At 50.5% G+C, this 12,953-nt stretch carries 15 protein-coding genes and 1 tRNA gene; 1 reads left to right on the plus strand and 15 read right to left on the minus strand.

The window, feature by feature from the left end:
- The first annotated feature begins 31 nt into the window (after positions 1-31).
- Entirely contained in the window at positions 32-355 is a 324-nt protein-coding gene (locus Q4E64_RS03135) for a hypothetical protein (protein WP_303166197.1), read from the plus strand.
- A gap of 137 nt (positions 356-492) precedes the next feature.
- Here Q4E64_RS03135 and Q4E64_RS03140 read toward each other — a convergent pair.
- From Q4E64_RS03140 to Q4E64_RS03210, 15 genes are all read right to left on the minus strand, one after another.
- Positions 493-568: transfer RNA gene (locus tag Q4E64_RS03140), tRNA-Thr, on the minus strand.
- Positions 569-656: 88 nt separating this feature from the next.
- A complete protein-coding gene (locus tag Q4E64_RS03145) occupies positions 657-1,460 on the minus strand; it encodes an undecaprenyl-diphosphate phosphatase (RefSeq protein WP_303166198.1) in 804 nt (267 codons plus the stop codon).
- A gap of 204 nt (positions 1,461-1,664) precedes the next feature.
- A complete protein-coding gene (locus Q4E64_RS03150; RefSeq protein ID WP_303166199.1) occupies positions 1,665-2,762 on the minus strand; it encodes a 6-phosphofructokinase in 1,098 nt (365 codons plus the stop codon).
- Positions 2,763-2,800: 38 nt separating this feature from the next.
- Positions 2,801-3,262 (minus strand): BREX-3 system P-loop-containing protein BrxF, encoded by a 462-nt coding sequence (gene brxF, locus Q4E64_RS03155; protein ID WP_303166200.1) that lies wholly within the window; start codon positions 3,260-3,262, stop codon positions 2,801-2,803.
- Positions 3,263-3,415: 153 nt separating this feature from the next.
- Positions 3,416-4,153: an RNA polymerase sporulation sigma factor SigH gene (gene sigH, locus Q4E64_RS03160; protein WP_303166201.1), complete on the minus strand. Its 738-nt coding sequence runs from the start codon at positions 4,151-4,153 to the stop codon at positions 3,416-3,418.
- Between the two features lie 72 nt (positions 4,154-4,225).
- The gene (locus Q4E64_RS03165; protein ID WP_303166202.1) at positions 4,226-4,750 is read right to left on the minus strand and encodes an NYN domain-containing protein; all 525 of its coding nucleotides are present in this window, start codon (positions 4,748-4,750) and stop codon (positions 4,226-4,228) included.
- Positions 4,751-4,760: 10 nt separating this feature from the next.
- Positions 4,761-5,510 (minus strand): 23S rRNA (guanosine(2251)-2'-O)-methyltransferase RlmB, encoded by a 750-nt coding sequence (gene rlmB / locus Q4E64_RS03170; RefSeq protein WP_303166203.1) that lies wholly within the window; start codon positions 5,508-5,510, stop codon positions 4,761-4,763.
- Between the two features lie 13 nt (positions 5,511-5,523).
- Positions 5,524-6,225, minus strand: a complete 702-nt coding sequence (gene thyX / locus Q4E64_RS03175; protein ID WP_368501494.1) for an FAD-dependent thymidylate synthase — start codon at positions 6,223-6,225, stop codon at positions 5,524-5,526.
- A gap of 8 nt (positions 6,226-6,233) precedes the next feature.
- Positions 6,234-6,707, minus strand: a complete 474-nt coding sequence (locus Q4E64_RS03180; protein WP_303166205.1) for a Mini-ribonuclease 3 — start codon at positions 6,705-6,707, stop codon at positions 6,234-6,236.
- Positions 6,704-8,149, minus strand: a complete 1,446-nt coding sequence (gene cysS / locus Q4E64_RS03185) for a cysteine--tRNA ligase (RefSeq protein ID WP_303166207.1) — start codon at positions 8,147-8,149, stop codon at positions 6,704-6,706. Before cysS ends, Q4E64_RS03180 begins: the two co-directional genes overlap by 4 nt.
- A gap of 27 nt (positions 8,150-8,176) precedes the next feature.
- A complete protein-coding gene (gene gltX, locus Q4E64_RS03190) occupies positions 8,177-9,652 on the minus strand; it encodes a glutamate--tRNA ligase (RefSeq protein WP_303166209.1) in 1,476 nt (491 codons plus the stop codon).
- 112 nt (positions 9,653-9,764) lie between these two features.
- Complete coding sequence (gene ispF, locus Q4E64_RS03195; RefSeq protein WP_368501495.1) at positions 9,765-10,241, minus strand: 2-C-methyl-D-erythritol 2,4-cyclodiphosphate synthase; 477 nt, start codon at positions 10,239-10,241, stop codon at positions 9,765-9,767.
- Positions 10,242-10,251: 10 nt separating this feature from the next.
- Positions 10,252-10,974, minus strand: a complete 723-nt coding sequence (gene ispD, locus Q4E64_RS03200) for a 2-C-methyl-D-erythritol 4-phosphate cytidylyltransferase (RefSeq protein ID WP_303166211.1) — start codon at positions 10,972-10,974, stop codon at positions 10,252-10,254.
- Positions 10,975-11,043: 69 nt separating this feature from the next.
- Positions 11,044-12,180, minus strand: coding sequence for a PIN/TRAM domain-containing protein (locus tag Q4E64_RS03205; RefSeq protein WP_303166213.1), 1,137 nt, complete (start codon positions 12,178-12,180; stop codon positions 11,044-11,046).
- Positions 12,181-12,437: 257 nt separating this feature from the next.
- Entirely contained in the window at positions 12,438-12,938 is a 501-nt protein-coding gene (locus Q4E64_RS03210) for a CarD family transcriptional regulator (RefSeq protein ID WP_303166214.1), read from the minus strand.
- Positions 12,939-12,953: the final 15 nt, after the last annotated feature.

Genomic DNA, 12,953 nt, shown 5'->3' on the forward strand with positions numbered 1-12,953 from the left:
ACTTTCGCTATCAAAAAGGAGTGTAACAAATATGCCGAACAATCAATATGCCTCCAATTCCACTTTTACAGCAAACCCATCTTCAAAACCGCCCAAATTTACTTGCTTAAAAGAGCTAGGACAAGCCCTTACAAACAATGACTATAAATTTACAATTACATGGGAACGTTGCAATTATAATAACAAAAACTACATTTTAATTACAAGGTTGCGAGAAGGATGCCATGATAAAGCTATTGGCATTCCTGTGCAATATGCAGGAGCAATTGGCAGCCTTTTGATACAAGCTTATCTTGAATATAAGTGTATTAGCGACGGCGGTAAAGCCCCTACAAAAATAGAAAATTTAAAATAGCCGAATCTCCCCTTGTTCGACTTCGGCTTATAAAAGCTTTTGCGTTGTGCCCACGTTGTGCCCACGAGTAACTGATTTTTGTGCCCATCAGGCATATAGAAAAGCCCCTAGACGCAGTCTAGGGGCGGTTTTTGCTTTGGAGCTGGCAATAGGAATCGAACCCACAACCTGCTGATTACAAATCAGCTGCTCTGCCTATTGAGCTATGCCAGCATCATCAATATAAAATTATACACGAATCATTATAATGGATACCTGCTGCTTTGTCAAGCCGGAATTATCTGCTCAGATTTTCGCCCTCTTACATATAAAAGTACCAATAGGTAACAAAGGCCAAGGCAATACGATACCAGGCAAAGCTCGTCAAATCGTATTTGTGCAAGAATTTAAGGAACCACAGCACGGACCAATATGCTACAAAGAAGGAAACTACAAAGCCTATGCCCAGGACAATTAAATCATCCTTATTCAGGTAAGCCAGATTCTTCAGTAAATCATAAGTGCAAGCCACAAACATTAAGGGAACCGCTATCAGGAAGGTATAGCTGGCCGCGGCCTGACGCGAAAGCCCCACGATTAAACCGCCTGCTATAGTACTGCCGCTGCGGGAAAAGCCGGGCCACAAGGACAGAAATTGGAACACGCCCACCCACAGCGCTTGTCTGATGCTTATTTTATCCACATCGTCGACCAGCTCCGTTTCGCGCCCTTTAGTCAGACGCTCTGCCAGCATCAGCAGCAGGCCGCCCAACACCAGGCCAATGGCCACGGTAAAAGGAGAAAAAAGATATTGCTTAATGTAAGAATATCCCACATAGGCCACTGCCATAACCGGCACGATACCGGCAGCGATATGCCACACGGACAGGCCCTTATGCATATCCCAGCCATCTTTAGTGAAGAAACGATAAAAGCGTTCTTTATAAATAAAGATAACGGATAAAATCGCGCCCAGCTGGACGAATACGTCAAAGACGTCCGCAACATGACCGTCAAAGCCCAATAAATGACCTACGATAATCATATGCCCGGTAGAAGAAACCGGCAAAAACTCCGTCAGGCCTTCTACTATACCAACTACAACCGCAACAAGGTATTGATCCATACTAACATCCTTTCAAAATTTGTTAATCTTATATATTATACTCTGAAACAGCAGGATCTGCAATTATCGGCCATACATATTACATATTTTTGGCTTTAAGCGCAGCAATTCTTTGTCAGAGCAAAAAATAAGAGACAGCCCGTCCGGACTGTCTCCTATGATATACTTTTTAAATGAATCAAAAATTAATTTTTCGTTCTTAATTTAATCGCCAAAGCAAATTCCCAGCTGGCGGCCCGTGCGGATAATTTCGCTGTCCACCGGCACCTGCTGCGGTTTGGAAGCCGCTTTTTGAATATAAACGGTTACGATTTTATCGTGATACAGGGAAACCATAACATTATATTCGCCGCGCAGGCACGCCTCGGCTGCCGCAACGCCATAGCGGGTAGACAATACTCTGTCAAAGGCTGTAGGCGAGCCGCCGCGCTGCAAATACCCCAGTACCGTACAACGTGCTTCTATTTCCGTACGCTCTTCAATTTCGCGCGCCACCTTATCGCCAATGCCGCCTAATCTGATAGGCTCAAAGCTACCCTTAACCACTCTGGCTACGGACATTTCGCCGCCCTCAGGCTTAGCGCCCTCCGCTACGACAACAATGCTGAAATTTTTGCCGGCCTGCTTCCGCTGCTGTATTTTTTCCAGCACCTTATCCAGCTTATAGGGAATTTCCGGCAGCAGAATAACGTCTGCGCCGCCGGCAATGCCGCTGTGCAAAGCAATCCAGCCGGCATAACGGCCCATAACCTCCAAAATCATAACCCGATGATGGGATTCCGCCGTAGTATGCAGCCTGTCCAAAGCTTCCGTCGCCATGGCCATAGCCGTATCAAAGCCAAATGTACGCTCGGTACACGGCAGGTCGTTATCGATAGTCTTAGGCACGCCTACTACCTTAACGCCGCACTCCCGTGCTAACTGAGCGCCAATATTCAGGCTGCCGTCGCCGCCGATGACAACTAGGGCTTCAATATCATACTTACGCAGGTTTTCCAGCACCTTGTCCCGCATATCCTCATAAACAATTTCGCCGTTCTCTTTTTCCACAGCGAAACGAAACGGATTATCGCGGTTGGTAGTGCCTAAAATAGTGCCGCCGCGGGGCAGAATGCCCGAAACGCTGGCATAATCCATTAACTGCAAATTATCATTGACCAGTCCGTTAAACCCGTTCAGAACTCCGTACACCTCGCAGTCATTCTGCAAAAAGGTTTTTACTACGGCTCTGATAACGGCGTTCAAGCCGGGGCAGTCGCCGCCGCCCGTCAGAACTGCAAAACGACGCTTTTTTTGAGCCATGCCTTGCCTCCGCTATATTACAGAATAAATTCTTCAGCTTATTCTACGTTCCAAATCTTGAAGCCGTCGGGACTGATGCGGATAGCTTCCGTGCCGTCGAATTTATCGTAGCACAGGTTGCCGTTTTCAATATAGCCGGGCCATGCGGTAATAATGGTAAATTTCTTGCTCAGCTTGCGCATGAGGCTGTCGGTGTTGATGTGGAATACGGGCACAAACAGAGTTTGCAGTCTGTCCAGAATGATAACGTCTGCATTGTAGCTTTCCAGGATTTCAGCAAACATATCAGGAGCGTATAAGCCTCTGTCGGCGGCAGGAATAGCCAAAAATTCCTCGCTGATCAGCATACGGCAGTCTACATAGGTCCATTTTTTAATTTCAGCCGCTTCGCGCAGCACCTTGCTCTTGCCGCTGCCCGGTTTGCCGGTAACGATAACTACGTTGCCCTTGTCGGCTTGAGCCTGCTCGACTACCTTTAACAATTCTTCTACTTGATTCATTTGAAAAACCTCCTATGACACCGAAGTGTTAATATTATCAAATCAAATTGTTACTTATTCTATTCGCTGAAAGCCGCTAAAATCCTTTAAAAAAAATACACCATTCTGAAAATTGCAAAATGATGTATGGTACTGTTACAGTTTTATCAGTAATCAGCTGTTTTTAGAGTCCTTGCCCTTAAAGCGGTCATAAGGGTCAATAGCCAGAAGCCCGCTGTAAACGGTTCGCAAATCGGTGATATCGCCCTTGCTGATAATATACTTTTCCAGCTTGCGTTTAACGCGCTGCAAAGCGTTGTCTATGGACTTGATGTGCCGGTCAAGCTCCACGGCAATTTCCTGATAGGATTTACCGTCCAAATAGCTCATCAGCACTTTCCATTCCAGATCGCTGAGAATATTATTCATTTTATTTTCAATATCGCTGAATTCCTCCCTGCTGATGACCATATCTTCGGGATTGGCTACGCGCACGCCGCTGATAATATCCAGCAGAGTACGGTCGCTGTCCTCCTCGTAAATAGGCTTATTAAGCGAAACGTAAGAGTTCAGCGGAATGTGCTTTTGCCGGGTTGCCGTTTTAATAGCGGTAATAATCTGCCTGGTCACGCACAGCTCCGCAAAGGCGCGGAAGGACGCCTGCTTATCTCCGCGGAAGTCGCGGATGGCCTTATAAAGGCCGATCATGCCCTCCTGAATAATATCCTCCCGCTCTGCGCCGATTAAAAAATAGCTGCGCGCCTTGGCTCTGACAAAGTTTCTGTATTTATGCAGCAAATACTCCTGCGCCAGTACATTATCGTTAAGCTGGGCATCTAAAACGATTTCCTCATCCTGCTTATCAGCAAAAGCTTCATAAGGATCGTTTTTCTTTTCCGTATCTGTGGTCATAAACTACATTTCCTCCGTATGGGTCTTCTAAAAAATAATACTTTTTTATTATATCCTGTATAGCCCGCGCCGTCAACTTTTGCGGCGGCGTAATTTTTCCAGATGCTCCAGCACATGTCCGTTAATGCGTCCGCCAAGCTCGTTGCGGTTCAGCGCGCGGTCCGGCACGCGCAAGCGGGCGGCTATTTCTTTTTTTGCCTTCAGATAATCCTCGTGGAATTCTCTGGAGGAAATGCGATACGCTCCGGCGCCCAAAATATTTATCTGCTCGGCATAATCGCTGGTCACGACAAAAACCTTGGCCTTGCCAACGCCCCGTCCCAGCTCGTAGGCCCGCCGTTCAATCCACGAATCCGCGGTTTCGCCCTCGCTGGTATAAACCACCTGAATGCCGTGTACCGTTTCCACAGCGGCAGCTCCGACAACCTCCTGCGCGTCGAAAACCACGATAGCACGATAGCCTTTAAAGGCCGCGTACTCCGATACTCCGGCGATTAACAGCTCGCGGGCATGCTCCAGGCTCGTTTGCCGCAGCCGGGCAAATTCCTTCCAGGCGTTGATTACATTATAACCGTCCACAATCAGGTATTCGCCCATGCTTCACACCTCACTGAAACAAACGGCGCTGGCGCACAACCTCGTACATCAGTACCGCGCCTGCATTGGAAGCGTTCAGAGAATTGACGCCGCCGTTCATAGGAATGCTGACGATATCGTCGCACTTTTGCTTAACCAGACGGCCAAGGCCCTTGCCCTCGGCGCCAATGACCAAAACAATCGGCCCCGTCATATTGGCGGCGTAAAAATCCACGCCGTCCATATCGGCGCCGACAACCCAACAGCCCCGCTGCTTCAATTCGTCGATAGCCTGGGCAATATTGCCGATTTGCACCACCGGCACATACTCCACCGCCCCGGCGGAAATCTTAGCCACCGCCGCGTTTAACGGACAGCTGCGGCGGCGCGGCAGCAAAACCCCATGCACTCCGGCAGCATCGGCAGTACGCAGCAGCGCGCCTACATTCTGCGGGTCCTGCAGCTCGTCCAGCAGCAGCAGAAATGGCGGCTCGTCCTTGGCCGCAGCCTTGGCGAAAACATCGTCCAGGCTTTGAAAGGCGATAGGAGCAGCCAAAGCGACGGCTCCCTGGTGCCGCAGTCCCGGCGCCAGCTTATCCAACCTTTCAGCCTTAACTATTTCCACGGGCACGCCCTTATTTTTCGCAGCGGCAACCAGCTCGCCCAGACTACCGCCGCGCGCGCCCTCCTGTATTAAAATTTTATTGATAGAACGCTGCCCCCGCAGCGCTTCGGACACAGCGTTACGGCCGGCAATCACGTCGCTTGCTTGCTGAGTCATAGCCTGTCCTCCCTTATTTCGCAGCCTGCGCTTTAGCCCGCTGCGCTAAAATAGCCTGCAATCTGCCGCAGGACATAGCGCCCTCGTGGCACACGCCCTCGGATACGCAGGTAGGCCCTGCGTTTTCAAAAATCACCGGCGCAACCTTCTGGCATTCGGCCAGCATTTTATTGGCCAACGCTCTTATTTCCCATTGAGCGCGGGTGCAGCAGCGCAGGCTGAAAAAGTTCAGCAAGGAACGGGCGTTAAAGGTGCAGACAATCTTGGTTTCCGTTGCGTTCGGCAGAATGTAACGAGCGTCCTCCGCCGGAATCCCTGCTTCGGTAAACTCATTGTACAAGGACTGGATTTCCTCCATCAGCGCGGCAAATTTAGCCTGCGCTTCAGCGTTAGCGGCAATAGAAGGCGGCAGAATAGTTTCAAAGGCATGCTCCTTCACATAGCGCTGGGATTGCTGGGAATAGGAGGCAATGCGGTGGCGCACCAGTTGGTGGGTCAGCACGCGGGACACGCCTTCAATCGCAAAGGTGAAGGTTACATGCTCCAGCGTGGATAAATGCCCCATGCTGACTAACTTGCGTACCAAATTAGCAGCCTGCTCGTCGCTGATGCGTTCCTCCAGCTGCGCAGCGCCAATAGGCGAATAACACAAACGAGCGCTCATGGCTACCGTGCGCTCCGGTTCCGGCGTATGACGTACCAATTTTACATGCATATTCATCTTCAAACCTCCTTCTTTGCAGCTGCCTGCATCTTTCCCGTAATGATAACGAAGGACTCGTCCAACAGCTCGTGCAGGCGCTGCTCCCGCTCCTCCAAAAACAAATAGCCAAGCAACGCCTCAAAGGCCGTAGCCATTCTGTATTCATAAACGGAAGCGCTTTTCGGCACCTGGGATTTAGCGTTGCGCCCACGGCGGAAAACAGCCTCCTCCTCCGGCGTCAGCCCGGCCTTCAGCTCCGTCATCGCCTGGCATTGATAAACAGCCGACACCATTTTAGCGCCCAGGTCATTTACGATACGCACATGACTGGACACAGGCAAAAGACGCAGCCGAATATACATAGAAAAAACCACGTCGCCGATATATGCCAACAAAATAGGGTTCAGCTGTTTGGCAGCAGGAAAGTCTGCGCCGGCCGCTTTACAAGCAGCCAGCGCATGTTCCTTTAATATTTGATATTGTGCAAATTTCATTGTTTAGACCATTTTACGCCTTGCGGAGTATCCTGCAAAACAATGCCGACAGCGCCCAGTTTATTGCGCAGCTCGTCGGCCAAAGCGTAATTCTTAGCCTTGCGGGCCTCCTGACGCATACTAATCAGCAGCTCTACCAGCTCGGCTTCCTTGCTGTCGTCCGCAGCGGCTTCCGCCGGAGCGGCAGTCTTTTCCAATACGCCGATGATGGAGCACATTTCGCTGAATACCTCGTCCAGCATAGCGACCAGCTTGCCGTCCGGCTTAGCGGCGGCGTCGGTAATCGCTTTATGATAGATATTGATTTCCTTAGCCAGCGCAAACATATGGCTGATAGCCAGCGCCGTGTTAAAGTCGTCGCGCATAGCCTCCATAAAGGCTTCGCGCAGCTCGCGGGCTTTAGCACGCAGCTCCAGACTTGCTTCCGTAGGCCCGGCGCTCATCATGGCTGCCAGCTCGCCCAGGGTTTCCTGAGCCTGACGCAGACGGGCCAGACTCTTCTGCGCTTCCGTCAGACGGGCGTCGCTGAAGTCCAGGGGGCTGCGATAGTGGGTCGATACGATGAAGAAGCGCAAGGTTTCCGGGTCGTAATGCTCTAAAATATCGATAACCATGAAGAAATTGCCAAGGGATTTGGACATTTTTTCTTCATTTACGGTAATAAAGCCGTTATGCAGCCAGTAATGCACAAAAGGATGGCAGCCGGTGCAGCCCTCGGATTGCGCGATTTCGTTTTCATGGTGCGGGAAGATAAGGTCGCTGCCGCCGCCATGGAAATCGAAGGATTCTCCCAAATACTTCATGCTCATGGTCGAGCATTCGATATGCCAGCCAGGACGGCCTTTGCCCCAGGGGCTGTCCCAGGAGGGTTCGCCCGGCTTAGCCGATTTCCACAAAGCGAAATCCATGGGATTACGCTTGCGGTCGTCCACATCTACGCGCGCGCCAGCCAGCATATCCTCCAGATTGCGTCCGGACAGCTGGCCGTAATATTTGAATTTTTCCACGCTGTAGAAAACGTCGCCGTCCACAACGTAGGCATAGCCGTTATCGATTAAGGTTTGTACTGTTTGAATAATATCCTCGATATGCTCGGATACGCGGGGATAAACGTGGGCGCGGCGCACGTTGAGCTTATCCATTACCTCAAAATAAGAATCGATGTAACGGTTGCAGATATCGTACCACTGCACGCCCTCTTTATTGGCAGTATTGATGATTTTGTCGTCTACATCGGTAAAGTTCTGCACATGCGTAACGTCGTAGCCCTCATGCTCCAAAAAACGGCGGATAACGTCCCAGGTAACAAAGGGACGGGCATTGCCGACATGGGGATGGTTATAGGGCGTTACGCCGCACACATAAATATTAGCCTTTCCCGGATGGATGGGGATAAATTCTTCTTTCTGCTTCGTCAATGTATTATAAACTTTAATAGACATTGTGCATCTCCTTCTGTCGCGCTCAGCTTACAGCGTTACGCCGGCCTTCGCCATGCTGGCTTTAATTCTCCCGGCAGTACGCTCTGCGCCCAGCAGCGGCACCATAGCCGCCAGCTCCGGGCCGTGCTGGTTGCCGGTCAAGGCCACGCGGATAGGCATGAATACGTCCTTGCCCTTAAGCTTGGTAGCCTTTTGAATCTGCTTAAACAGCGCCTTAACGCTGGCGTTATCCAAAGCTTCAACTTTAGGCAGCTCCTCCAGCAGCATATTGATGACTACCGGTACGTTTTCGCCCTTCAGAACAGCTTCCGCTTCTTCGTTTTCAAAAGCAAATTCGTCGTTAAAATACATTTCCACACAAGCGGGAATCTGAGCGGCATAGGAAACATGCTCCTGCGCCGTTGCCACTACCCTGCGCAGCCAGACCAGCTTCTCGCCCGTTTCTTCGCCCGTCATATAGCCTGCGGCTATCATATGGGGCTTAGCGCAGTCGAAGAAAGCGTCTGCGTCCAGCTGACGCATATAATGCTGATTGATCCAGTTCAGCTTGTCGATATCGAAAACTGCGGGGTTTTTAGCCACGCGGTCCATGGAAAATTCCTTGATCAGCTCATCCATGCTGAAAATTTCCTGCTCGCTGTTAGGAGCCCAGCCAAGCAGAGCCAGGAAATTATTGATAGCGGCCGGCAGATAACCCAGCTGCCGATATTGGTCCACGCTGGTAGCGCCGTGGCGCTTGCTCATCTTGGTATGGTCCTTGCCCAAAATCAGGGAAATATGCCCAAAGGTCGGCTGCTTAAAGCCCAGCGCGTCATAAATCAGGCATTGGCGCGGCGTATTGGATAAATGCTCCTCGGCGCGGATAACATGAGTAATGTGCATCAAAGCGTCGTCGATAACTACGGCGTAGTTATAAGTCGGGATACCGTCGGACTTTACAATAACGAAATCGCCGATATTATTGGAATCGAAAACTACGTCGCCGCGTACCATATCGCGTACTAAAATCTGCTTATCGGCAGGTACGCGAAAGCGCACCGTGGGCTTACGGCCCTCGGCCTCGTACTTAGCGACCTGCTCCGGCGTTAAATGGCGGCATTTGCCCATGTAACGCGGCATTTTGCCTTCTTTAATCAAGGACTGGCGTTCTTCCTCCAGCTCCTCGTCGGTACAATAGCAATAATAAGCCTTGCCTTCCGCCAGCAGCTTATCCGTATATTTTTTATACAGCTCCAGGCGCTCCATTTGATGGTAAGGGCCGTTGGGGCCGCCCACGTCGACGCCTTCATCCCAATCCATACCCAGCCATTTTAACGCAGCCTTAATATTTTCCTCGGATTCCGGCGTGGAACGCTCACGGTCAGTATCCTCGATACGCAAAATCAGCTTGCCGCCAGTCTTACGGGCCAGCAGCCAGTTAAACAGAGCGCTGCGGGCGCCGCCGATATGGAACGGACCCGTTGGGCTCGGTGCAAAGCGAACTCTTACTTCATCACTACACATCTTTAAATCTCCCTCCAAATTTATAGCTCACTGCTAACAGTTTACTTTATAAGCTTCAGTAGAATTATACCATACTATGGCTTCTTTAGCCAATTTATATCGAAAAAGTATCTTAAATTGCGCTGATAATAGAGGCCACCGCTTCGGCAGCCATGCCCTCGCCGCGTCCCGCAAAGCCCAGCTTTTCGGTAGTCGTGGCTTTGATATTCACCGCGGCCTCCTCCACCTCCAAAACCGCCGCCACATTGGCCCGCATCTGCGGGATATAGCCAGCCAGCTTGGGACGCTGGGCGATAATCGTCACGTCCACATTATTAACGCGCCAGCCCCGCTGCGTCAGCAGCTCCTTAACATGCGCCGTCAGCTTCATGCTGTCGGCCCCCTTGAAGCGCTCGTCCGTATCGGGAAAATGCTTGCCGATATCGCCTAAAGCGGCAGCTCCCAGCAGCGCGTCCATCAAAGCGTGCAAAGCCACGTCCGCATCGCTGTGGCCCAAAAGCCCCAGCTCGTAGGGAATTCCCACGCCGCATAAAATCAGCTTGCGTCCTTCCGTCAGTTTATGCACATCATAGCCGCAGCCTATACGCAGCTGCGGCAGGCTATTCTTCTTTTCCATACTCCCGCTCCTGTCGCGCCAGCAGATATTCGGCCAAAGCCAAATCCTCCGGCGTAGTTATTTTAATATTTTCGTAACGGCCCTCCGCTACTACCACCTTATGTCCCAGCAGCTCCACTACCGAAGCGTCGTCCGTTACGGCGGCAGGGTGAGCTGCCAGATAGGCATAAGCTCTTTTCAGCAGATTGGCTGCAAAAATCTGCGGCGTCTGCACTGCCTGCAGGGTACTGCGCGCCGGCGTAGCTATTACCTGCCCGTCGGCGTCGACCACTTTAATGGTGTTTTTCACGGGCACTGCAGCGATAGCCGCGCCATAAAGCATAGCTGCCGCTAAAGTACGGGCGAAAACCTCGCGCCCGGCAAAGGGACGCGCCCCGTCGTGAACGGCGATATAACCCGCGGTCTCCGGAACAACGGCCAAAGCGTTGGCTACGCTGTCCTGGCGTTCCTTTCCGCCTGCTACTACCTGGAACGGCAACTCAGGGAAATATTCCGCCCGGTACCTTGCCAGTAAAGAACGCCCTTCCTCGACCTCATCCGCTGCCAATACCACCACCGCCCGCTCTACCAGCCCGGTACGCTCCAGCATCCGCAGGCAATGTGCTAAAAGCGGCGCGCCCCGCAGCATAGCAAAGGCCTTATTAAACCCTAGGCCCAAACGCCTGCCCGCTCCTGCCGCAGGTACAATGGCAATTACTTTTTCCATCGCTTTCCTCCCATATTAAACTACAGACTGAGACAGGGCCTGCCTCAGTCTGTAAAATCAGCTATGCTATTAATATTTAGCCTTGGCAAAAATCATGCGCCCCGCAGCTGTTTGCAGCACAGAAGTCACTACTATGGCTATACTGCTGCCGATACCGCGGCGGCCGTTTTCCACTACGATCATAGTGCCGTCGTCCAAATAAGCCACGGCCTGATTAGGCTCCTTGCCTTCCTTAACCAAATAAACAGTCATTTCTTCACCGGCAATAACCACAGGCTTAATAGCGTTAGCCAGCTCGTTGATATTCAGCACCTTAATGCCCTGAATACCGGCGACCTTATTCAAATTGTAGTCATTAGTAATAATATCCGCGTTGGCCTGCTTGGCCAGGCGCACCAGCTTGGCGTCTACCTCGCTTAAATCATCATAATCGTTATCCACTACCAGCAGCTGGTCCTTATAGCTTATCTGTAAATCCTGCACCAAATCCAGGCCGCGCCGGCCCTTGGCGCGTTTGAGGCTGTCGGCAGAATCAGACAGCTTCTGCAGCTCCTCCAGCACAAAATTAGGCACGACTAGCTTACCGTCCAAAAAGCCTGCGGACATAATATCCATAATGCGCCCGTCGATAATTACGCTGGTATCCAGCAGCTTATTACTGCTGTACAGGCGGTCGCCCAGCGGGCCGTCCAAAACATTATCGTTTTTCGCCGCTTCCAGCTTAGCCGTCCTGCGGCTGGGAATGCGGTTAAAAAATTCAACTATATCGTTATGCTTGCGCAAAGCCAGCTTAGCGCCTACCACAGCCAATATCAGGCTAAGGAAAATCGGTATATACGGCCCTATAATAGGCAGACGGGAAAAGGGCCCGCCTATCAGATTGGCCAGAATCAGGCCGATGCCAATGCCAAAAATCATTACCAGGATATCGCTGGTAGGAATACGCGACAAGTTGACAGTTAAACGCTCGGCATAATTAAAAATGCCGTTAGTGACAAAGGGCGCCAGCACCAACGCCAGCCAGCCGAAAACAAAGAACCCCGGCAATACTAAAATGATGTTGGCAAAGGTTATACCAAAGACACCGTTGTCATGCAGATCGTAGCCCAAATATTCCGACATGAAGGGTAAAGAATAATCTGTAAGTATGAGTCCGGTAATAATAATAATCAAAGAAATAGTCAGGCTAACCAATTTTTTTAACATTACGCCACCTCCTTTCCTGCAAAAATAGATACAACACTGCTATTTAATATTGTACCAATTATATGATACAGCGAATAAAGTTAAAAAACAAGTAACTAATCCCACTAAATATGTCAGCTTTGTAAAATAGTTATAGCTATTCGGTAACAAAAAGCAGGCAGTCCATACCGGCACAATCCTGCATACGTCCGCTGCAGGACCGGCCAGCGCAAAACTGCCTGACACAAAACCGCTATGCTATTATCTAAAGTAAAACTTTACTGGCAGCAGGTTTCCAGCCAGCTTCCAGCATTTTGAGCGTCAATATTGCGTATCAGCATAACCTCGCTCTGCAAAATCTGTCTGGTGCTGTGCAGCAGCCGCCTCTCGCCCACAGATATTTTTTTACTGCGCTCCAACAAAATCAGCAGCTTAAAAATTTTCGCTACCTCCACAACGCTGCCGCTCTTAATTTTTTCCATATATAACTGAAAGCGACGATTCCAAGAAATACTTTTGACTGCCTGTACATCCGGAACCTCGCGCAGAACATCCTGAATCAGCGCCAAAGTCTTTTCGTCGCCAATTTTGCGCAGCCCCAGCTTTTGCGCGCTGCTTACCGGTATCGCTATCGTCATGCTTTCAAAAAGCATCTGCAAAATATAATAATCTATCCTCTTGCCATTTTGTTCCCGTTGCTCCACGCATTGAACAATAGCTCCGCCATGCAAAGGATACACCACACGGTCGCCCGCAGCAAACATTTTCCACCCTCCCATTTTAAAAAATTCCGT

Origin of the sequence: Phascolarctobacterium sp., assembly GCF_030531065.1 — a bacterium.
Taxonomy (GTDB): Bacteria; Bacillota; Negativicutes; order Acidaminococcales; family Acidaminococcaceae; genus Phascolarctobacterium_A.

Coding starts and splice junctions, on each gene's coding strand:
- brxF (WP_303166200.1), bottom strand. CDS start 3,262: ATGAATCAAGTAGAAGAATTGTTAAAGGTAGTCGAGCAGGCTCAAGCC.
- sigH (WP_303166201.1), bottom strand. CDS start 4,153: ATGACCACAGATACGGAAAAGAAAAACGATCCTTATGAAGCTTTTGCT.
- Q4E64_RS03205 (WP_303166213.1), bottom strand. CDS start 12,180: ATGTTAAAAAAATTGGTTAGCCTGACTATTTCTTTGATTATTATTATT.
- thyX (WP_368501494.1), bottom strand. CDS start 6,225: ATGCATGTAAAATTGGTACGTCATACGCCGGAACCGGAGCGCACGGTA.
- Q4E64_RS03210 (WP_303166214.1), bottom strand. CDS start 12,938: ATGGGAGGGTGGAAAATGTTTGCTGCGGGCGACCGTGTGGTGTATCCT.
- gltX (WP_303166209.1), bottom strand. CDS start 9,652: ATGTGTAGTGATGAAGTAAGAGTTCGCTTTGCACCGAGCCCAACGGGT.
- rlmB (WP_303166203.1), bottom strand. CDS start 5,510: ATGACTCAGCAAGCAAGCGACGTGATTGCCGGCCGTAACGCTGTGTCC.
- Q4E64_RS03135 (WP_303166197.1), top strand. CDS start 32: ATGCCGAACAATCAATATGCCTCCAATTCCACTTTTACAGCAAACCCA.
- Q4E64_RS03150 (WP_303166199.1), bottom strand. CDS start 2,762: ATGGCTCAAAAAAAGCGTCGTTTTGCAGTTCTGACGGGCGGCGGCGAC.
- ispD (WP_303166211.1), bottom strand. CDS start 10,974: ATGGAAAAAGTAATTGCCATTGTACCTGCGGCAGGAGCGGGCAGGCGT.
- Q4E64_RS03180 (WP_303166205.1), bottom strand. CDS start 6,707: ATGAAATTTGCACAATATCAAATATTAAAGGAACATGCGCTGGCTGCT.
- Q4E64_RS03165 (WP_303166202.1), bottom strand. CDS start 4,750: ATGGGCGAATACCTGATTGTGGACGGTTATAATGTAATCAACGCCTGG.
- cysS (WP_303166207.1), bottom strand. CDS start 8,149: ATGTCTATTAAAGTTTATAATACATTGACGAAGCAGAAAGAAGAATTT.
- Q4E64_RS03145 (WP_303166198.1), bottom strand. CDS start 1,460: ATGGATCAATACCTTGTTGCGGTTGTAGTTGGTATAGTAGAAGGCCTG.